The sequence below is a fragment of the Mesorhizobium album genome, from assembly GCF_033977205.1.
Taxonomy (GTDB): Bacteria; Pseudomonadota; Alphaproteobacteria; order Rhizobiales; family Rhizobiaceae; genus Mesorhizobium; species Mesorhizobium album.
The window spans coordinates 48,073-67,075 of record NZ_JAVIIW010000038.1 but is presented as its reverse complement, the minus strand read 5'-3'; the positions used below and the strand labels follow the sequence as shown (position 1 = coordinate 67,075).

General features: G+C 64.7%; 17 protein-coding genes and 1 pseudogene. 16 read left to right on the top strand and 2 right to left on the bottom strand.

Annotation, left to right across the window (positions count from 1 at the left end; all coding sequences use genetic code 11):
* A pseudogene (locus tag RFN28_RS26030) lies at positions 1 to 125 on the top strand (IS110 family transposase); the annotation flags it as partial.
* Positions 126 to 857: 732 nt separating this feature from the next.
* Here RFN28_RS26030 and RFN28_RS26025 read toward each other — a convergent pair.
* Entirely contained in the window at positions 858 to 2,018 is a 1,161-nt protein-coding gene (locus RFN28_RS26025; protein WP_320290042.1) for a patatin-like phospholipase family protein, read from the bottom strand.
* Positions 2,011 to 2,799 (bottom strand): acetoacetate decarboxylase, encoded by a 789-nt coding sequence (locus RFN28_RS26020; RefSeq protein WP_320290048.1) that lies wholly within the window; start codon positions 2,797 to 2,799, stop codon positions 2,011 to 2,013. The genes RFN28_RS26025 and RFN28_RS26020 overlap by 8 nt, the downstream gene beginning before the upstream one ends.
* A 224-nt stretch (positions 2,800 to 3,023) precedes the next feature.
* On the opposite strand from RFN28_RS26020, the gene RFN28_RS26015 reads away from it, so the two are divergent.
* The 15 genes from RFN28_RS26015 to RFN28_RS25945 all read left to right on the top strand — a co-directional run bounded on the left by RFN28_RS26015 (position 3,024) and on the right by RFN28_RS25945 (position 19,002).
* Positions 3,024 to 3,812: a 3-hydroxybutyrate dehydrogenase gene (locus RFN28_RS26015; protein ID WP_320290041.1), complete on the top strand. Its 789-nt coding sequence runs from the start codon at positions 3,024 to 3,026 to the stop codon at positions 3,810 to 3,812.
* Positions 3,813 to 3,991: 179 nt separating this feature from the next.
* Positions 3,992 to 4,810, top strand: coding sequence for a chromate resistance protein ChrB domain-containing protein (locus RFN28_RS26010; protein WP_320290039.1), 819 nt, complete (start codon positions 3,992 to 3,994; stop codon positions 4,808 to 4,810).
* Positions 4,807 to 6,198 (top strand): chromate efflux transporter, encoded by a 1,392-nt coding sequence (gene chrA / locus RFN28_RS26005; protein ID WP_320290038.1) that lies wholly within the window; start codon positions 4,807 to 4,809, stop codon positions 6,196 to 6,198. The genes RFN28_RS26010 and chrA overlap by 4 nt, the downstream gene beginning before the upstream one ends.
* 102 nt (positions 6,199 to 6,300) lie before the next feature.
* Positions 6,301 to 7,185 (top strand): dihydrodipicolinate synthase family protein, encoded by an 885-nt coding sequence (locus tag RFN28_RS26000; protein WP_320290037.1) that lies wholly within the window; start codon positions 6,301 to 6,303, stop codon positions 7,183 to 7,185.
* A 22-nt stretch (positions 7,186 to 7,207) separates the two neighbouring features.
* A complete protein-coding gene (locus RFN28_RS25995) occupies positions 7,208 to 7,867 on the top strand; it encodes a GntR family transcriptional regulator (protein ID WP_320290036.1) in 660 nt (219 codons plus the stop codon).
* 61 nt (positions 7,868 to 7,928) lie between these two features.
* Positions 7,929 to 9,266 carry an ABC transporter substrate-binding protein gene (locus RFN28_RS25990; RefSeq protein ID WP_320290035.1) on the top strand — a complete coding sequence of 446 codons (1,338 nt, stop codon included), beginning with the start codon at positions 7,929 to 7,931 and terminating at the stop codon, positions 9,264 to 9,266.
* A complete protein-coding gene (locus RFN28_RS25985; RefSeq protein ID WP_320290034.1) occupies positions 9,266 to 10,204 on the top strand; it encodes a carbohydrate ABC transporter permease in 939 nt (312 codons plus the stop codon). The genes RFN28_RS25990 and RFN28_RS25985 overlap by 1 nt, the downstream gene beginning before the upstream one ends.
* Positions 10,205 to 11,026 carry a carbohydrate ABC transporter permease gene (locus RFN28_RS25980; protein ID WP_320290033.1) on the top strand — a complete coding sequence of 274 codons (822 nt, stop codon included), beginning with the start codon at positions 10,205 to 10,207 and terminating at the stop codon, positions 11,024 to 11,026.
* A 37-nt stretch (positions 11,027 to 11,063) separates the two neighbouring features.
* Positions 11,064 to 12,122: an ABC transporter ATP-binding protein gene (locus RFN28_RS25975; RefSeq protein ID WP_320290032.1), complete on the top strand. Its 1,059-nt coding sequence runs from the start codon at positions 11,064 to 11,066 to the stop codon at positions 12,120 to 12,122.
* 485 nt (positions 12,123 to 12,607) lie between these two features.
* The gene (locus RFN28_RS25970; RefSeq protein WP_430678882.1) at positions 12,608 to 13,144 is read left to right on the top strand and encodes a sigma-70 family RNA polymerase sigma factor; all 537 of its coding nucleotides are present in this window, start codon (positions 12,608 to 12,610) and stop codon (positions 13,142 to 13,144) included.
* On the top strand, positions 13,131 to 14,069 hold the full coding sequence (locus RFN28_RS25965) for an anti-sigma factor family protein (protein WP_320290031.1): 939 nt from the start codon (positions 13,131 to 13,133) through the stop codon (positions 14,067 to 14,069). Before RFN28_RS25970 ends, RFN28_RS25965 begins: the two co-directional genes overlap by 14 nt.
* A gap of 234 nt (positions 14,070 to 14,303) precedes the next feature.
* The gene (locus RFN28_RS25960; RefSeq protein ID WP_320290030.1) at positions 14,304 to 15,623 is read left to right on the top strand and encodes an NAD(P)H-dependent oxidoreductase; all 1,320 of its coding nucleotides are present in this window, start codon (positions 14,304 to 14,306) and stop codon (positions 15,621 to 15,623) included.
* 3 nt (positions 15,624 to 15,626) lie between these two features.
* Positions 15,627 to 16,658, top strand: a complete 1,032-nt coding sequence (locus RFN28_RS25955) for a thiamine pyrophosphate-dependent dehydrogenase E1 component subunit alpha (RefSeq protein WP_320290029.1) — start codon at positions 15,627 to 15,629, stop codon at positions 16,656 to 16,658.
* Positions 16,658 to 17,656: an alpha-ketoacid dehydrogenase subunit beta gene (locus RFN28_RS25950; RefSeq protein ID WP_320290028.1), complete on the top strand. Its 999-nt coding sequence runs from the start codon at positions 16,658 to 16,660 to the stop codon at positions 17,654 to 17,656. The genes RFN28_RS25955 and RFN28_RS25950 overlap by 1 nt, the downstream gene beginning before the upstream one ends.
* Complete coding sequence (locus RFN28_RS25945) at positions 17,656 to 19,002, top strand: pyruvate dehydrogenase complex dihydrolipoamide acetyltransferase (RefSeq protein ID WP_320290027.1); 1,347 nt, start codon at positions 17,656 to 17,658, stop codon at positions 19,000 to 19,002. The genes RFN28_RS25950 and RFN28_RS25945 overlap by 1 nt, the downstream gene beginning before the upstream one ends.
* Position 19,003 lies beyond the last annotated feature (1 nt).

Below are 19,003 nucleotides of genomic sequence, written 5' to 3'. Positions count from 1 at the left end.
GCATGAGCGGCGGGCGCGGCAAGAAGGTCGCGATCGTGGCGCTGGCGCGAAAACTGCTCGTCGCCTTGTGGAAATATGTGACCAACGGTGTCGTGCTCGAGGGAGCCGTCATGGCCAGGGCCTGAGCAGCCTTTTGATCAACTCAATCCTCGGGGCCTGAGCAGCCCTGACGGATCCAGGCGAACGGACCGAAGCCCCCCATGGCTTCAAGCGCCGCTCCAAAGAATGGTCCCGTTCTCCTGAGCCCAGCCCCCGCACGCGGGATTGTGGTGCAGCCGCCTCCGAGCGGCGACCGGATATGAGGTGGTACAGGTGAGGCGTGGCCTGCCGGTACTGACAATGGGCGCAACTGGATACCGTCGACAACACAAAGGATCACAAAATGGCGCCACAACCCCCTTGACCTTCAACTCATCATATGAGGGGGGCCCAACAAAAGGCAGCGCCGGTCGTCGGCGCTGACTTTTTCTTTGGGTAAAGCCGGGACACAAGTCTCACGGGATGTATTTATTGTGTCGACGGAGGCGCATCGGAGATAGCCGAAGCGCCCATCGCGTCGTCATCCTATGGCGGAGCAAGGAGCGAAGCGACGCAGCGCAGACCATAGGATCCATTCCGTGACCTATAAGCGTCACGGCACTGCAGAACGACCTCTGTTCTGCGCAGCCTTTACCTTCGCGCCAGATCACGGAATGGATCCTCTGGTCTCCGCGACGCCGCTTCGCGGCTGCTCCGCCCGTGGATGACGACGCGAGGGAGGGCTTCGTCAATCTCGGAGGTCGATCCGGTCGATCGAACGACTGGATTCTCACTGCCAACAAATATGATACCGGTGAAAAGCTGCGTCGCAGGGCTGGCTACGTCGGGTCTTCGCGATGCAGGTCGTGGATGGTGACGCCTTCGACATTGGTGGGCAGCATCAGCCACTGCTTGTGGCGCAGCGTGCGCTCGGTGTCCTCCAGGCCCATCTCCCAGTGCTCGCGCATCGAGGTGCCCGAGAACTCATAGTCCTTGGCGTGGCCTTCGTAGCCTTTGTGCTGGTAGATCAGGTGGACGATGTTGACCACGCCGGCGTCGGAATAGTCGGCGATCAGTTCTCTCTCGCCGTCCCTGAGCTGATCCGGCGGCACGCGCTTGAGGGCATCGAGCAGCTTCATCTTGAGCGCATGGATGCGCTGGAAATTGTCGGTGTTCTGGCGCGTGCGGCTGGAATACATGATGTCCTTGTGGCGCGACAGCACGTCGGCCATGCCGCGCGGCAGCGCGCCACGGGCGCTGAAGAGATCGACCTGGAACACCAGCGAGGAGCGGTCCTCCTCCTGGTCGAGCAGATATTGCAGCGGCGTGTTGGAGACGATGCCGCCGTCCCAGTAATATTCGCCCTCGATGCGGATCGAGGGGAAGGCCGGCGGCAGCGCGCCGCTCGCCATGATGTGCTCCGGCCCGATGCGCACCTTGTCGGTGTCGAAATAGACGAAGTTGCCGGTTCTCACATTGACCGCGCCGACGCTCAACCGCTTCTTGCCGTCGTTGAGCACATCGAAATCGATCACGCTCTCCAGCGTGTCCTTCAGTTCGGCGGTGTCGTAGAAGCTGGTGGCGCCATCGGCGCCGGGCGGCTGGAACCAGGGATTGGGACTGCGCGGCTTGAAGAAGCCGGGCTGGCCCATCATCATTGTCATCCACGACGAGGAGCGGTTGCGGATGTCGCGGTAGATGTCGCCTTCCGGAGTGTAGGCCCAGATCTTGCGGCCGGAGACCGTCTGCCAGAACTGCTCCAGCCGCTGCAGGCGACGGCTCGGCTCATTGCCGGCGATGATCGAGGCGTTGATCGCGCCGATCGAAACGCCGGAGAGCCAGGTCGGCTCGCAGCCGGCATCGGAAAGCGCCTGATAGACGCCGGCCTGATAGGCGCCGAGCGCGCCGCCGCCCTGGAAGACCAGGGCGATGCGGTCATATTGCGCCGTTATTTCCTCGATGGTGGCGGCGACCGCCTTGTTGCGGGTGCGTTCAAGCACGAGCCTTCTCCGGCTGGATTGCGCTGGCGGCGTACCGGTCGCGATCGGTGAGATAGTCGTGGACGACCTCGCCCAGCCCGAGCGTCAGGTCAGCGGTGAAGTGGACGGCCGAGACGACCTCGAGCACCGGCAGCTTGGCCACATCGGCCATGACATGAGGCCGAAGGTCGAGCGCGGCGGGCGCCGTCCAGGCTTCCTTCAGCGTCACATCGGTGAGGTAGTAGCGAACCAGCTCGCAAATGCGCGGCGAGCCGTCGACATGCGGGATGATCTTGATGAGGAAGTTGGGCGCGGCGAGCGAGGCGAGCACGGAATCGTGGTCGGCCTCGCGGTGCTTGTAACCCATGGTGCCGGTGGCGCACAGAACGCTGCCATAGTGCAGGGTGCCCACCACCACCTCGCCCTCATGCACGATCTTGGGGCTGGCGAGCTTCTTGGGGAAACCCCAGAGCTCGCGGCCGCCGGCGATCGGCGCGTCGTCGTCGAGATACATGGAATGGACATAGCCGCCATGCTGTCCTCCGAAGCGCACCGGGATCACCTGGCCGGTCTCGGTATAATCGCCGAAGCCAGTCGAATCAGGCATGCGGATGAACTCGTACTTGACCAGCGGCTCATCGATCTCCAGCGGCGCCGGCACCACCGCCTCCAACGCTTCGCGCGTCGTGCGGTAGGTGATGATGATGTATTCGCGGTCGAAGAAACGATAGGGGCCGGGCGGGAAGGAAGGGTTGGTGAGCGGCATCGCATAGGCGCGCTTGACGACATCGGCGATTTCCAAGCTGTTCACCCATCGATTCAGGAATGACACACGCGAAACGCGCAGGAAGAGTATGTTGCACGGCACCATGACAGTGCCATGTCATCCCTTCGTTCGCCAGCTCCCAGGCCCCCTGACAGCATCACAACATTGTAATCGCAGCGACATATGGTCATGGCATTGTTATGTTGCGATGCACAAACTATGTGCGCCTACAGCCCCTCCCACCTGTCGCGAGATCTCCCATGGGTTCCCTGTCTTCGAAGAATGCGCTCGTCACCGGCTCGACCAGCGGCATCGGCCTGGCAATCGCCCGCGCCTTTGCCGCCGAGGGTGCCAACGTCACCATCAACGGCCTGGGCGATGCTGCGGCGATCGAGCAGGAGCGCGCCGGCATCGAGAAGGATTTCGGTGTCAAGTGCCGCTATTCGGGCGCCAACATGATGGACGGCACGGCGGTCACCGCCATGGTGCGCGAGGCCGAGGAGGCGTTCGGCAGCCTCGACATCCTGGTCAACAATGCCGGCATCCAGCATGTCGCGCCGATCGACGAATTTCCGGACGACAAGTGGGAAGCCATCATCCGCATCAACCTGCTTGCCGCCTTCTATGCCATCAAGGCGGCGCTGCCCGGCATGAAGCAGCGCAAATGGGGCCGCATCATCAACACGGCCTCGGCGCATGCGCTGGTCGCCTCGCCGTTCAAGTCGGCCTATGTCTCGGCCAAGCACGGCATTGCCGGCCTGACCAAGACGGTGGCGCTGGAAGTGGCGCAGGACGGCATCACCGTCAACGCGATCGCTCCCGGCTATGTCTGGACGCCGCTGGTCGAGAAGCAGATCCCCGACACGATGAAGGCGCGCGGCATGACTGAGGAGCAGGTCAAGCACGACGTGCTGCTTGCCGCGCAGCCGACCAAGGAGTTCGTCACCGTCGAGGAGCTTGCGGCGCTGACGCTGTTCCTTTGCTCGGACGCCGCCAGGCAGATGACCGGCACGACCTTGCCGATGGATGGCGGCTGGACAGCGCAGTAAGCGAAACGGCGTTCGCGATGGGAGGGCGGGGCGGAGGCTTCGTCTTCCTTTGACAATTGGATTCTTGACAATCGGCGGCGGGCGATCCAGCATCCTGGCAAGGGGTTCCCCGCGACGACCCCGTGAGGCGTCAGCCCAACGATCGCGTCCAAACTCTCTTCGTTCAGGAGGTGGACGCCATGCCGTCAACTACCGCAATCACCGTTCCGCAGCTTGCCCGTCTCGTCGGCCTGCCGGATGCGCCGGTTCTCATCGACGTGCGCATCGATGAGGATTATCAAGCCGATCCGCGGCTGCTGCCGGCTTCTTACCGGCGCGACTACAGAACCGTCTCGACCTGGGCGACCGAGTTCTCCGGATCAAGGGCCGTCGTCATCTGCCAGCGGGGGGAAAAACTCTCGCAAGGCGTCGCCGCTTGGCTGCGCCATGAAGGCATTCCGGCGGAGTCCCTCGAAGGCGGCTTCGAGGCCTGGGCCGCCGCCAAGGCGCCGCTGGTCGCGGCCGGCGCGATCCCGCCGCGCGACGCGAAGGGCCGCACCGTATGGGTCACCCGTTCCCGGCCGAAGGTCGATCGCATCGCCTGCCCCTGGCTGATCCGCCGCTTCGTCGATCCCGACGCGGTATTCCTCTTCGTCGATCCGGCCGAGGTGCCTCTGGTGGCCGATCGCTTCGCCGCGGTTCCCTTCGACATCGAAGGCGTTTTCTGGAGCCATCGCGGCGATCGCTGCACCTTCGACACGATGATCGAGGAATTCGGCCTGCGCATCGAAGCGCTCGATCGTCTGGCGCTGATCGTGCGCGGGGCAGACACGGCGCGGCTCGACCTCGTGCCGCAGGCGGCCGGTTTCCTCGCCGCCTCGCTCGGCCTGTCGCGCATGTTCCGCGACGATCTCGAGCAGCTCGAAGCCGGCATGCTCCTCTACGACGCCTTCTTCCGCTGGTGCCGCGACGCCACCGACGAGACGCATAACTGGCCGGTCGGAGGCAAGGCACCATGACTGCCCTTGCCAAGGATGGCACTGCGCGGCCGGCCGACGTGCCGGCCGTACCGACCTTCGGCGAAGCGACGCGGCTGTGGGCAAAGATCGGCCTGCTCTCCTTCGGCGGGCCGGCCGGGCAGATCGCGCTGATGCACAAGGAACTGGTCGAGGAGCGCCGCTGGATCGGCGAGGAGCGCTTCCTGCATGCGCTGAACTACTGCATGCTTCTGCCGGGTCCCGAGGCGCAGCAGCTTGCCGTCTACGTGGGCTGGCTGCTGCACCGGACGGCGGGCGGCCTCGTCGCCGGCACATTGTTCGTGCTGCCGGGCGCGTTTGTCATGCTCGCCCTGAGCAGCTTCTACATGCTCTACAATGACGCGCCGGTCATCGAAGCGCTGTTCTTCGGCGTCAAGGCGGCGGTGCTCGCCGTCGTCGTCGAGGCGGTGATCCGCATCGGCAGGCGAGCGCTGAAGAACCGGGTCATGGTGGCGATCGCGGTGGCGGCTTTCCTCGCCATCTATGTTGCCAAGCTGCCGTTCCCCCTGATCGTGTTTGCGGCAGGCCTCATTGGTTGGATCGGCAATCGTTTTGCACCAGGGCTGTTTTCCGGCTCGGCGCACGGCAAGGGCAGTGCTGCCGCCGCCGACAGACGCGGCGTGGTCGACCTGATGTTCGAGCGCGGCGAGCTCGGCCACACCGTGCCGACCAAATGGCATGCGGTGCGCGTAATCGCCATCTGGCTGCCGGTCTGGCTCGGGCCGGTGGCGCTGATTGCCGTGCTGGCGGGTCCGGCCAGCGTGTGGGCGCAGATAGGCGGTTTCTTCAGCCTGATGGCGGTCGTCACCTTCGGCGGAGCCTATGCGGTTCTCGCCTATGTCGCGCAAGCCGCAGTGACCTCATTTGGCTGGCTTTCGCCCGGCGAAATGGTCGACGGACTAGGGCTTGCCGAAACGACACCCGGGCCGCTGATCCTGGTGCTGCAGTTCGTCGGCTTCGCCGCTGCCTATCGTCACGCCAGCCCGCTCAGTCCGCTGCTTGCGGGTTCGCTCGGGGCGGCGTTGACGCTCTGGGCCACCTTCGTGCCCTGCTTCTTCTGGATATTCCTCGGCGCGCCCTACATCGAGCAGCTGCGGCAGAACAAGGCGCTGTCGGCGGCGCTCGGCGCGATCACTGCAGCTGTCGTCGGCGTGGTGATGAACCTCGCGCTATGGTTCGCGCTGCATGTCGTCTTCGGCAAGGTCGTGGGCGTCGGCTGGGGCGTGGAGGTCCCGGTCTTCTCCTCGCTCGACTGGCGCGCGGCGCTGCTGTCGGCGGCGGCGATGATCGCCATGCTTAAGCTGAAGGTCGGTATGCTGCCGACGCTCGCGGCATCGGCGCTGGCGGGACTGGTTCTACAGGCTCTTTGAATTGTTTCCGGCCGCTGTCAAGCGTGATCGAGGGCTCTGTTTACAACTAACATGTCAGTATGATACGACTGCTTGCAGATTGATGAATTGGAGACTTTGCAGGTGGCTTCGCGCTTTGGTCTGTCGGTTGCGCTCACAACGCCCTTTGATGCAGCCGGGCGGATTGCCGTCCCACTGATGACCGCGCATGCTCGGGCCTGTCTCGATGCCGGCTGCAGCAGCGTGACGCTGTTCGGCACCACCGGCGAAGGCGCCTCCGTCGGCACGGCGGAGCGGCCGGCGGTCATCGATGCCATGCTTGCGGCGGGCATAGCTGCCGACCAGCTCGTTGCCGGCGTGCTGGTCGATGCGGCGGAAGACGCCGCGGAGCAATGCCGCCAGGCCTTGCAGCGCGGCGCCCGCAACATCCTGCTCGCGCCGCCGAGCTACTTCAAGAATGTCGGCGACGACGGCCTGTTCGGCTGGTTTGCGGCCGTGTTCGCCGCGCTCGGCCCGCTCGCCCGCGGCATGCTGCTCTACAACATCCCCTCGGTCACGACGGTGCAGCTCTCGCTCGACCTGATCGGCCGGCTGCGCAGCGCGTATCCGGGCGTGGTCGCAGGGGTCAAGGATTCCGGTGGAGACTGGTCTTACAGCGAAGCGCTGCTCAAGGCGCATGGCGACCTGATCATCCTGATCGGCGACGAACGGCATCTGGCGCCGGCGGTGCGGATCCGCGGCCAGGGCGCGATTTCCGGCATGGCCAATTTCGCCGCCGGCGAGCTTCGCGCCATGATCGAAAGCGGACGCGACGATTCCCGCGTGGAAGGTTTCGTCCTCGAACTGCTCAGGCATCCGGTCATTCCGGCGGTGAAGGCCATGGTGGCGCGCCAGACCGGCGACGAACGCTGGCTGACGGTCCGGCCGCCGCTCCAGGAGGTTGCCTTGCAGCAGTGGCAGCAGCTTGGTGCCGCTTACGACAGGCTGTTTTCGACACAAGCTGCATGAGCGACGGAGGACGCTGATCGGCATGGACGACACGAGCGAACCGGCAACTCTGAGGGAAAAGGCCTATGCCAGCTTCACGCGGCATCTGCTGGCTCGCGACCTCAGGCCGGGCCAGTTCGTGTCGCAGCGCGAACTGGTTGCCTTCACCGGCCTGCCGCTCGGCGCCATCCGCGAAATCGTGCCGCGGCTCGAGGCCGAGGGGCTGCTGACCACCATACCGCAACGCGGCATGCAGATCGCGCATATCGACATCAGCCTGATCCGCGAGGCCTTCCAGTTCCGCCTGTTCATGGAGCGCGAGGCGGTCGCGCTGTTTGCCGTCAACGCTTCCGACGCCGAGATTGCGCGCCTGCGGCGCGAACACGAGGACATGCTCGCCCAGGCGCTGGCGCAGATCCCGACGCCGGAAATGGAAGCCAAGGCCCAGAGCATCGACTGGGCCATGCATGACACGTTCATCAGTGCGCTGGGCAACGAGATCATCGCCAAGGCCTATCTGGTCAATTCGGTGAAGATCAGGCTCATCCACCAGGAGCGTTTCCGCATCGACGGCCGCGTCGTGCCGGTCATGCGCGAGCATCTCGCGGTAATCGATGCGCTGGAGAAACGCGATCCACAGAAGGCGGTCGAGGCGATCAGCCAGCACATCGACAATGCGCGCCGCCTGGCGCTCCAGATTTGAGGAAGACCCGCCCCGCAATAGTCGCGGTGCAATCGACAACGACAGCAATCGGGAGGAAGAGATGTCGTCCAATCCATTCAGTCCAACCAGGAGGCAGTTGCTCCAGGGAACCGCAGCGCTCGCCGCCGCCGGCCTCGCCGGTCTTCGGCCGAGCTTCGCTGCGGGCGTCGACTGGAAGCGCTTTGCCGGCGCGACGCTGGACGTCAATCTGGTCAAGAGCCCGCGCAGCGACACCATCCTTAAGAACCTCGCCGAGTTCGAGGAGCTGACCGGCATCAAGGTCAATGCGGAGGCGACGCCCGAACAGCAGCAGCGCCAGAAGACGGTGATCGAGCTCAGCTCCGGCAAGCCCAGCTTCGACGTCGTGCATCTGAGCTACCATGTGCAGAAGCGGCAGTTCGAGAAGGGCGGCTGGCTGGCCGACATTTCCGGCTACCTTGCCGATCCTAGCCTCACCGATCCGGGGCTGGTCGAAAGCGACTTCGCCGAGGCCGGCATGCAGTTCGCCAAGGACAGCCAAGGCGTGCTGCGCTCGCTGCCGTTCTCGGTCGACTACTGGATCCTTTACTGGAACAAGGAGCTGTTCGACGCCAAGGGGGTGAAGTACCCCGAGAGCTTCGAGCAGCTGGTGGCCGCCGCCGAAGCGCTGACGGACCCGTCGAGCAACACCTTCGGTTTCGTCGCCCGCGGGCTCAAGAACGCCAACACGCCGGTCTGGACGTCGCTGATGCTCGGCTATGACATGACGCCGCTCGGCAGCGACGGCAAGCTGCGCACCACGTCACCGGAAGCAATCGAAGCCGCCAGCCTCTACCAACGGCTGATGACCAAGGCCGCGCCTCCCGGCGTTACCGGCTTCAACTGGGCAGAGGCGCAATCCGCCTTCCTGCAGGGCAAGATCGGCATGTGGTTCGACGGTGTCGGCTTCGCGCCGCCCATGGAAAATCCGGAAAAATCGCGGGTGGTCGGCAAGGTCGGCTATGGCGTCATGCCGAAGGGACCCAAGGCGCATGCCTCGGGCACATTCGGTGACGGCATCGGCGTGACGTCCGCCAGCACGAAGAAGGAAGCGGCCTATCTGTTCTGCCAGTGGGCGGTGTCTCCTGCGATGGGCGCGCGGCTGCTGCAGGCCGGCGCCGGCGTGCCGTTCCGCAAATCGGTGCTGGAGGACCCCAAAGTGCGCGAAGGCGTCACCATGCCGCCGAGCTGGCTCGATGCAGTGGTCGGCTCCGGCAACATCAGTCGGCTGGCACTGCCGGTCATCATCCCGGTCACCGAGTTCCGCGACATCTACGGCGTGGCACTGACCAACATGATTGCCGGGGCCGATCCGGCTGGCGAGCTGAAGAAGGCCACCGAGCAGTTCCAGCCGGTTCTCGACCGGAGCGAGCAAGGCTGATGTCCGCCATCGCCCCAGAACGCGCAGGGGTGACGACGCAAGCCATCGAAGAGAGCCAGCCTATCCGGCTGGCTCCCAACTACTGGCCTTTCGTCATTCCGGCGCTGGTCGTCGTCGGCGCCGTGATCGTCTTTCCCTGGGCCTTCACGCTGTGGATGAGCGTCAACAGCTGGACGCTCGGCCAGTCGCGAAGCTTTGCCGGGATGGAAAACTATCTGCGCCTGGCGAGCGATCCGCGCTTCTGGGAATCGCTCTGGCATACCTTGACCTACACATTCCTGTCGGTGGTCGCGCCGATGTTCTTCGGCACCGTCGCCGCCCTCATCTTCGACGCCGGGTTTGCCTTGCGCGGCCTGCTGCGCGGCATCTTCGTGATGCCGATGATGGCCACACCCGTTGCCGTGGCATTGGTCTGGACCATGATGTTCCATCCGCAGCTCGGCGTGCTCAACTATCTCTTGTCGCTGGTCGGCATTCCGGCGCAGGAATGGATCTTCAACGCCAACACGGTCATTCCTTCACTGGTCGCGGTCGAGACCTGGCAGTGGACGCCGCTGGTAATGCTGATCGTGCTGGGCGGGCTGGCTTCCGTGCCGCGCGAACCGTTCGAGAGCGCCGAGATCGACGGCGCCAACGCCTGGCAGCAGTTCCGCTATCTCACCTTGCCGATGATCGCGCCGTTCCTGATGATCGCGATCATCATCCGTACGATCGATGCGCTGAAGAGCTTCGACATCATCTACGCGATGACGCAGGGCGGCCCGGGCACGGCGTCGGAAACGATCAACATCTATCTCTACAACACCGCCTTCTCCTATTACGACATGGGCTATGGTTCGGCTATGGCTGTGGTCTTCTTCATCGTCATCGTCGCCCTGTCCTTCATCCTCCTGATGCTGCGCCAGCGCTCGCAATGGGTCGAAGCGGAGGGCAAATAGATGAGCTCGCGGCTGCTCAACAAGCTGGGCCTGTTCTTCGCGGCGCTGGTGCTGGTCTCGCCGGCGATCCTGTTCTTCCTCTGGATGGTCTCGCTGTCGCTGAAGTTCGAGATCGATAACGGCGCCTATCCGCCGATCCTGATCCCAGAGCGGTTCGCCTGGTCGAACTATGCGAAGGTGTTCGAGGAGAACAATTTCCTGCTCTATCTCTGGAACTCGGTGCTGGTGACCGGCACGGCGACGCTGCTGGCGCTGGGGGTCGGCGTGCCGGCCGGCTACGGCATCGCCAGGCTCAAGGCGGAACGCTCGGCGATCGTCATCATGATCGCGCGCATGACGCCGGGGCTTTCCTATCTCATTCCGCTGTTCCTCCTGTTCCAGTGGCTGGGCATTCTCGGTACGCTTTGGCCGCAGATCATCATCCACCTGGTGGTGACGGTGCCGATCGTGGTCTGGGTGATGATCGGCTATTTCGAGACCACGCCGATGGAGCTGGAAGAGGCGGCCAATATCGATGGCGCCAGCTCGTGGCAGGTGTTCAGCCTGGTGGCGCTGCCGATCGCCAAGCCTGGCATTGTCGTGGCGTTCATCCTGTCGATCATCTTCTCGTGGAACAACTTCGTCTTCGGCGTGGTGCTCGCCAGCCGCGAGACGCGGACATTGCCGGTCGCGGTCTACAACATGCTGTCCTACGAGCAGGTGAGCTGGGGACCGCTCGCCGCCGCGGCGCTCGTGGTGACGCTGCCAGTGCTGGTGCTGACCATGTTCGCGCAACGGCAGATCGTCGCCGGGCTGACCGCAGGCGCCGTCAAGGGCGGCTGAGCGCCTGATCCGCCCTCATTCTTTTTGGAGAGACGCAATGGCATCGGTAACCATCAACAATGTGCAGAAGGCTTTCGGGAACGCCAAGATCATCCATGATGTCAGCGTCGATATCGCGGATGGCGAGTTCGTCATCCTCGTCGGGCCGTCGGGCTGCGGGAAGTCGACGCTGCTGCGCATGATTGCGGGGCTCGAAACGATCTCGGCCGGCAAGATCGCGATCGGCGAGCGCGTCGTCAACAATCTGAGGGCGCGCGACCGCAACATCGCCATGGTGTTCCAGAACTACGCGCTCTACCCGCATATGACGGTGGCCGACAATATGGGGTTCGCGCTCAAGATCAAGAAGGCCGATGCCGCCGACACCGCAAGCCGGGTCAAGCGGGCAGCAAGCATTCTCGGCCTCGAAAAGCTGCTCGACCGCTATCCGCGCCAGCTCTCTGGCGGTCAGCGCCAGCGCGTCGCCATGGGCCGCGCCATCGTGCGCGATCCGCAGGTGTTCCTGTTCGACGAGCCGCTCTCCAATCTGGACGCGAAATTGCGCGTCCAGATGCGCGGCGAGATCAAGGCGCTGCATCAGCGGCTCGGCACCACCACCATTTATGTCACGCATGACCAGATCGAGGCCATGACCATGGCCGACAAGATCGTCGTCCTGCATGACGGCCTTGTCGAGCAGATCGGTGCGCCGCTCGATCTCTACGACCGCCCGGCCAATCTGTTCGTTGCCGGCTTCATCGGCTCGCCCGCCATGAACTTCATCCACGGCCACATCGAGGAGGGCATCTTCCGCAGTGCCGGCGGGCTGACGCTGCCGCTGCCGGAAGGCATCCAGCCGGCCGAGGCCGCGGGAAGGGAACTGGTCTACGGCATTCGTCCCGAGCACATCCGGGCGACCGGCCAGGGCCTTGCCGGCACGGTCACGCTTCTGGAGGCGACCGGCTCGGAGATCTTCGCCACCGTCGACTGCGGCGGGGAGGTGATCTCCTGCCTTTTCCGCGAGCGGCTTGCCTTGAAGCGAGGCGAGGGCGTGCGGATCGAAATCGACCGCGCCTCAGCGCATCTGTTCGACGCCAAGACCGGCCAACGCGTCTGATCGCTGCCTCGCTGACTAAGCCGGACGGACGGCGCCTGGCCGTTCCGGAGTTCCTCTTGGCAAGGCCCCGGCGACCGTCGATCACGTCAGCGTGATCGAAACCAGCGATCGTTTGGGAATAAACCGACGGTTCCGCCGGTCTTCCAGGCATGCGCCGTTGACGGCGTTGCAGGAGACCGAGATGACCTATGGTGACAATGCGAACGCCGGGAGGCGGGGCGAGGGCATAGGCCGCCGCTGGCCCCTGGAGCGGCTGAGCTGGACCAAAGTGCTTTTGGCCTCGCCGTCCTGCGACCGGGCCTGACACAGCGATGCGCCGCTCCGTTGCGAGGCGCTTGACTCCGGTGACACCTATGCCTTCACCTCCACCAAAGCAGGCGAATTCGCCTGCAGCGATCTTCACCCGCACGAGCAGGGACAGACCGCCGCCACCCGTTGAAGGTGGCCGCAGAGCCCCGGCCGGAGCGCCTGACGGTGGAACGGTGTTGAGCGAGAAAATGCTGGCCGCGCGTTTTGCCGAGGTGGTGCTGCCGCATCTTGGCGACGCGCTGTCGCTTGCCCGCTGGCTGACTGGCAATGCCGCCGATGCCGAGGATGTTGTTCAAGAAGCTTGTCTCAAGGCGCATGCGGGCATTGCCGGCTTTGCCGGCGGCAATGCTCGCGCCTGGCTGCTTACCATCGTGCGCAACGCCTCCTATACCTGGATGGCGCGCAACCGTCCGCGCAACGTGGTCGCCGTCGGCGATCTCGCCGATCTCGACGACGTGTCGCCGCCGCCGGATAGCTCAGACAGCCCGGAGGCGGCGCTGATCGCCAAGGCGAATTCGGCGGCGGTCGAGGCGGCGATCGCGAGGCTGCCGGAGGCGTTTCGCGAAACGCTGGTGCTACGCGACATAAACGGCCTCAGCTATCGCGAGATCGCCGCCATGCTTGGCGTGCCGCAAGGCACGGTGATGTCGCGGCTGGCGCGGGCCCGCAGCCTGCTGATGACGGAACTTGGAGGGCACCATGAGCCCGGTTGAGGACGGATTGCCGCAAGACCCGCAGGATATGAAGCTGATGATCCATGCCCTTGTAGACGGAGAGCTCGATGCCGCGACCGCACTTGCCGTCGAACGGCGCATCGCAGCTGACCCCGAGCTTGCCGCCGAACATCAGCGCATCCTCGCGTTGCGCACGGCTCTCGCCGGCGTGCCGCGGCCTATCGTCAGCGACGACTTCCTGGCGCGCATTGCGGCCATCGCGGGTGCAGGCCGCGCTGAGGAGACCGCGGCAGCACGAGCCGAAGGCACGAAGGGGGAGCCCCAGCCTTCGGCCCAATCTCAGCCTTCGGCCCAACCTCAGCCGCAGCGCGAGGTGATCGAGTTGCGGCCGACGGCGCGGATCTCGGCACGCCGCTTCAGCTCGTTCGACTGGCGCCAGATGGCGGCCTCGATCGTGCTCGCGGCTTTTCTCGCCAGCGGCGCGACGCAGTGGCTGATGGTGGAGAATGCGCCCGACAGCTTTGCGGTCGCCGTCGCCAACGGCCATCGCCGCAGCCTGCTCGCGGCAACCCCCGTCGACATCGTCTCGTCCGACCGGCATACGGTGAAGCCGTGGCTCGACGGCCGGATCGGCGTGTCGCCGCCGGCGCCCGACATGGCCAAGGACGGCTACGCGCTGCTTGGCGGGCGCGTCGAGGTCGTCGGCGACAAGCCGATGCCGGCGCTGGTCTACCGCCATCACGAGCATCTGATCACCCTGGTGGCGGCGCCGCGGCAGAACGAAGCCAAGTCGGTGCCTGTGGCGGACGATCTCTCGGCCGGCGGCTTCCTGCTGGTCCACTGGACCGACGGCGCCTTCTCCTACTGGGCGATCTCGGATGCCGAGCGGCCCGCGCTCGACGATTTCGTCGCCCGCTTCCGTGCGGCGATCATCACCAATCCGGCGGCGGGCAGCCCGGGCTGATCGCCCATTCCGCGACTGGATATCCCAGCTTTTCATCGATCATCCGATGCTCCGGTCGGTGTTGACCCCTGCCGGCTTGGAATCGCACGGGCAACCGTCACGCCCCGCTACGACCGACACCGATCAGGCCGTAGGAGGCGTAGCGCCGAATTTGCGCGAGATTTTGAACATAACGCTTGATTGAAAGACAGATGTTCACTAGTGATGACGAAGACGCAAAGGGAGGAGTCTTCGATGAGTATCAATGTGGCCCCCATCGGGCTCGCTCGCGATTTGAAGGAGCGGCAGGCGTCAGGCAAGCCAATTCGCATCGGCCTGATCGGCTCCGGCGAAATGGGCACCGATATCGTCACCCGTGTAGCTCATATGGACGGCATCGAGATCGGTGCCATTTCGGAGCTGAGGATTCCGAACGCCCTGAAAGCGGTGGACATCGCTTTCCAGGAAGAGGGACACGCCAGGGAGGTCTCGACGGCCTCGGCGATGACCGAAACCATGGAAGCCGGCAAGGTAGCCGTCACCAACGATGCCGGCCTTGTCATCGGCAGCGACCTGATCGACGTGGTGATCGATGCCACGGGTGTACCCGCGGTCGGCGCGGAGATCGGGCTGCGCGCGATGGAGCATGGCAAGCATCTCGTCATGATGAATGTCGAGGCCGATGTCACCATCGGCGCCTATCTCAAGAGCGAGGCCGAGAGACTTGGCGTCATTTATTCGCTCGGCGCCGGCGACGAGCCATCCTCCTGCATGGAGCTGATCGAGTTTGTCTCGGCCATGGGTCACCCCATCGTTGCCGCAGGCAAGGGCAAGAACAATCCGCTCAACGTCGATGCCGTCCCGCCCGACTACGAGGAGGAAGCGCGGCGACGCAACATGAACGTCCGCATGCTGGTCGAGTTCGTCGACGGCTCCAAGACCATGGTCGAGATGGCGGCGATCGCCAATGCCACCGGGCTGGTTCCCGACAAGCCGGGCATGCATGGTCCTTCCGCGACGCTCGGGGAGTTGTCGAAGACCCTGGTGCCGCAAAAGGACGGCGGCGTACTCTCAAAGGTCGGCGTCGTCGATTACTCGATCGGCAAGGGAGTCGCCCCGGGGGTCTTCGTGATCGCCGACATGTCGCATCCGCGCGTCTCGGAACGCATGGAGGATCTGAAGATGGGCCACGGGCCGTACTTCACCTTCCATCGCCCCTACCATCTCACCTCCCTTGAAGTGCCGCTCACTTGCGCCCGAGTCGTGCTTTACGGCAAGGCCGACATGGTGCCGCTGTCGAAGCCGGTCGCAGAGGTCTGCGCCGTCGCGAAGAAAGAACTGAAGCCTGGCGACAAGCTCGATGCGATCGGCGAGTACTGCTACCGCGCCTGGATTATGACCGCGCCGGAAGCCCGTTCAGCCAAGGCCATCCCTTGCGGCCTGCTGCAGGGCGGCTCGGTCACTGCGCCGATCAAGAAGGGTGAACTGATTACCTATGCCAACGCCGCCGTGGCGCCAGGCTCGAAGATCGCCGAGCTGCGGGCACGTCAGGACAAGCTGGTTTACGGAGAGTGAGCCATGGCCACTGCCGGAAAATCGGTCGTCGCCCAGCAGCAGACGAACCTGCCCTTCGCGTACCGTCAATATTCCGCGGCGGAGCTAAAGGAAGCCCTGCGCAAGATGTACCTGATCCGCCGCTTTGAGGAGGGGGCGGAAGACGCCTACATGCGAGGCCTGATCCATGGCACGATGCACCTCTCGATCGGCCAGGAGGCGAGCGCCGTCGGCATCTGCATGCCGCTGACCGAGGACGACCAGATCACCTCGACCCATCGCGGGCATGGCCACTGCATCGCCAAGGGTGCCGACGTGAAGCGGATGTTCGCCGAGTTTTTCGGCAAGACCACCGGCTACTGCAAAGGCCGGGGCGGCTCGATGCACATCGCAGACGTCGCCAAGGGCAATCTCGGCGCCAACGGCATCGTCGCGGGCGGCATCCCGATCGCGGTAGGGGCTGCGCTTTCGGCCAAGAAGCTGAAGACCGGGAAGGTGGTCGTCTCCTTCTTCGGTGACGGAGCCAACAACGAGGGCGCTTTCCACGAAGCGCTGAACATGGCGTCCATCTGGTCGCTGCCCGTTGTCTTCGTGTGCGAGAACAATGGCTACGGCATGTCGACGTCGATCGAGCGCTCGACGGCCGTGAAAAGCATCGCCGACCGCGCTGCCGCATACGGGATGCCGGGCGTCGTCGTTGACGGCAACAATTTCTCGGCCGTGGCCGAGGCCTCCCAAGCTGCCCTCGCGCGCGCCCGGCGGGGCGAAGGGCCGACCCTTATCGAGTCCAAGACCTATCGCTACCGCGGCCATTCCAAGAGCGATCGCAACCGCTATCGCACCAAGGAAGAGATCGAGGACTGGATGACCAACCGCGATCCGATCGCGTTGTTCGAGGCCGAGCTCGTCGAGTTCGGCATCATCGACAAGGCGGGCATCGAAGCCGTGCGCGAAGCGGTCAGGAAAGAGATCGCCGATGGCATCGAGTTCGCGAAGGAAAGTCCGATGCCTGACGTGGCCGACCGCGAGCGGTACGTCTACACGGAGGCCGCGTAATGGACGCGTCCGTTCGCGAGCTGAGTTACGCCCAGGCGATTCAGGAGGCGATGGCGCTGGCCATGGAGGCCGACGAGCGCGTTTTCCTGATGGGCGAAGACATTGGCGTTTACGGCGGCGCCTTCCAGGTCACCGGCGACCTGGTCGAGCGTTTCGGTCCCGATCGCGTGATGGACACGCCGATCTCCGAACTGGGTGGCGCGGGCGTCGCTGTCGGAGCCGCGATGACCGGCCTGCTGCCGATCTTCGAATTCCAGTTCTCCGACTTCGCGACGCTGGCCATGGAGCAGATCGTCAACCAGGCCGCCAAGATGCGCTACATGCTTGGCGGCGAGGTGTCGGTGCCTGTGGTGATGCGCTTCCCGGCCGGGTCAGGCACCGGCGCAGCTGCACAGCACAGCCAGAGCCTGGAGGCCTGGCTCGGCCATGTGCCTGGGCTCAAGGTGATCCAGCCCGCCACACCGTACGATGCCAAGGGTATGCTCCTGGCGGCCATCGCCGATCCCGACCCGGTAATGATCTTCGAGCACAAGCTGCTTTACAAAATGAAGGGCCCGGTGCCGGAGGGCCACTACACCGTCCCGATCGGCAAGGCCGAAGTGCGCCGCGAAGGGCGTGACCTTACCATCGTCGCCACTTCCATCATGGTCCACAAGGCGCTCGAAGCGGCTGCCGCTCTGCAAGGCGAGGGCATCGATGTGGAGGTGGTGGATCTCCGCACGGTGCGGCCGATGGATAAGGCTACGATCATCGACAGCGTGAAGAAGACCTCGCGCCTTCTGTGTGTCTACGAGGCGGTGAAAACGCTGGGCATCGGCGCCGAGGTTTCGGCAATGGTCGCCGAGAGCGAAGCGTTCGACTTTCTCGACGCACCGATCGTGCGGCTTGGCGGAGCCGAGACGCCCATTCCGTATAATCCCGAGCTGGAGAAGGCCACAGTGCCGCAGGTCCCCGACATCGTGGCGGCCGCCCGCGACCTGGTGAAAGGGCGCAGTTGATGCCGGTCGAGGTCATTCTCCCCAAGGTCGACATGGACATGGCGACCGGCAAGATCTCGCGTTGGTTCGTCGAGGAGGGCACCTCGGTCAAGCAAGGCGACGTGCTGTTCGAGATCGAGACCGACAAGGCGGCGATGGAGATCGACGCGCCGGCCAGCGGCATCATTCGTGAAATCACCGGCAAGGAAGGCATCGACATCGCCGTTGGGGCGCCGGTGGCGTGGATCTATGCCGAGGGTGAAGAGGCGATGCCGACGCGGACGTCGGGCGGCTCGCTAACCGCGGAACCTTCCTCAGCATCCGGGGCGACGCCTGCGGCCGGGCAAACCGAGCCGGCCGGCTCGTCCGATGCAGCTCTCCCCAGCGGCCAGGCCGAGCCTTCCCGGCATGCGGATGGCCAGATTCGCGCTACGCCGCTGGCCCGTCGTATCGCACGGGAGAATCGCATCGACCTTTCCGCTGTGGCAGGGTCCGGACCGCGCGGACGCGTGGTGAAGGTGGATGTCGAGGCGGCGATCGCTTCCGGCGGCGCCAAGGCCGCACCCGCCGCCAAGGCGCCAGCCGAGGCACCAGCGGCCGCGCCGGCTGCCAAGCCGATGTCGGACGACCAGGTGCTGAAACTGTTCGCCGAAGGCTCCTACGAGCTCGTCCCGCACGACAACATGCGCAAGACCATCGCGCGCCGCCTGGTCGAGGCCAAGAGCACCATCCCGCATTTCTATCTGACGCTCGATTGCGAGCTCGATGCGCTGCTCGCACTGCGCACGCAGCTCAATGCTGCAGCGCCGGTGAAGAAGACCGAGAAGGGCGAGGTTCCCGCCTACAAGCTCTCGGTCAACGACATGGTGATCAAGGCTTTTGCCGTGGCGCTGATGGCGGTGCCGGACGCCAACGCCTCCTGGACCGACAGCGCCATGGTCAGGCACAAGCATGCCGATGTCGGCGTTGCCGTGTCGATCCCCGGCGGCCTGATCACGCCGATCATCCGCCGCGCCGACGAAAAGACGCTGTCCACCATCTCCAACGAGATGAAGGACCTGGCGACCCGCGCCCGCAGCCGCAAGCTGAAGCCCGAGGAATACCAGGGCGGCACCACGGCCGTGTCCAATCTCGGCATGTTCGGCGTCAAGGATTTTGCCGCCGTCATCAACCCGCCGCACGCGACGATCCTTGCGGTCGGCGCGGGTGAGGAGCGCGCGGTGGTGAGACAAGGCGAGATCAAGATCGCCACCGTGATGTCGGTGACGCTGTCGACCGATCACCGTGCGGTCGACGGCGCGCTCGGCGCCGAACTGCTCGGCGCCTTCAAGCGCATGATCGAAAATCCGATGGGCATGCTGGTCTAGC

Excerpts from the sequence above, each read along its gene's own strand:
- RFN28_RS26015 (WP_320290041.1), top strand. The coding sequence starts at position 3,024 with ATGGGTTCCCTGTCTTCGAAGAATGCGCTCGTCACCGGCTCGACCAGC.
- RFN28_RS26010 (WP_320290039.1), top strand. The coding sequence starts at position 3,992 with ATGCCGTCAACTACCGCAATCACCGTTCCGCAGCTTGCCCGTCTCGTC.
- chrA (WP_320290038.1), top strand. The coding sequence starts at position 4,807 with ATGACTGCCCTTGCCAAGGATGGCACTGCGCGGCCGGCCGACGTGCCG.
- RFN28_RS25995 (WP_320290036.1), top strand. The coding sequence starts at position 7,208 with ATGGACGACACGAGCGAACCGGCAACTCTGAGGGAAAAGGCCTATGCC.
- RFN28_RS25990 (WP_320290035.1), top strand. The coding sequence starts at position 7,929 with ATGTCGTCCAATCCATTCAGTCCAACCAGGAGGCAGTTGCTCCAGGGA.
- RFN28_RS25985 (WP_320290034.1), top strand. The coding sequence starts at position 9,266 with ATGTCCGCCATCGCCCCAGAACGCGCAGGGGTGACGACGCAAGCCATC.
- RFN28_RS25980 (WP_320290033.1), top strand. The coding sequence starts at position 10,205 with ATGAGCTCGCGGCTGCTCAACAAGCTGGGCCTGTTCTTCGCGGCGCTG.
- RFN28_RS25975 (WP_320290032.1), top strand. The coding sequence starts at position 11,064 with ATGGCATCGGTAACCATCAACAATGTGCAGAAGGCTTTCGGGAACGCC.
- RFN28_RS25965 (WP_320290031.1), top strand. The coding sequence starts at position 13,131 with ATGAGCCCGGTTGAGGACGGATTGCCGCAAGACCCGCAGGATATGAAG.
- RFN28_RS25960 (WP_320290030.1), top strand. The coding sequence starts at position 14,304 with ATGAGTATCAATGTGGCCCCCATCGGGCTCGCTCGCGATTTGAAGGAG.
- RFN28_RS25955 (WP_320290029.1), top strand. The coding sequence starts at position 15,627 with ATGGCCACTGCCGGAAAATCGGTCGTCGCCCAGCAGCAGACGAACCTG.
- RFN28_RS25950 (WP_320290028.1), top strand. The coding sequence starts at position 16,658 with ATGGACGCGTCCGTTCGCGAGCTGAGTTACGCCCAGGCGATTCAGGAG.
- RFN28_RS25945 (WP_320290027.1), top strand. The coding sequence starts at position 17,656 with ATGCCGGTCGAGGTCATTCTCCCCAAGGTCGACATGGACATGGCGACC.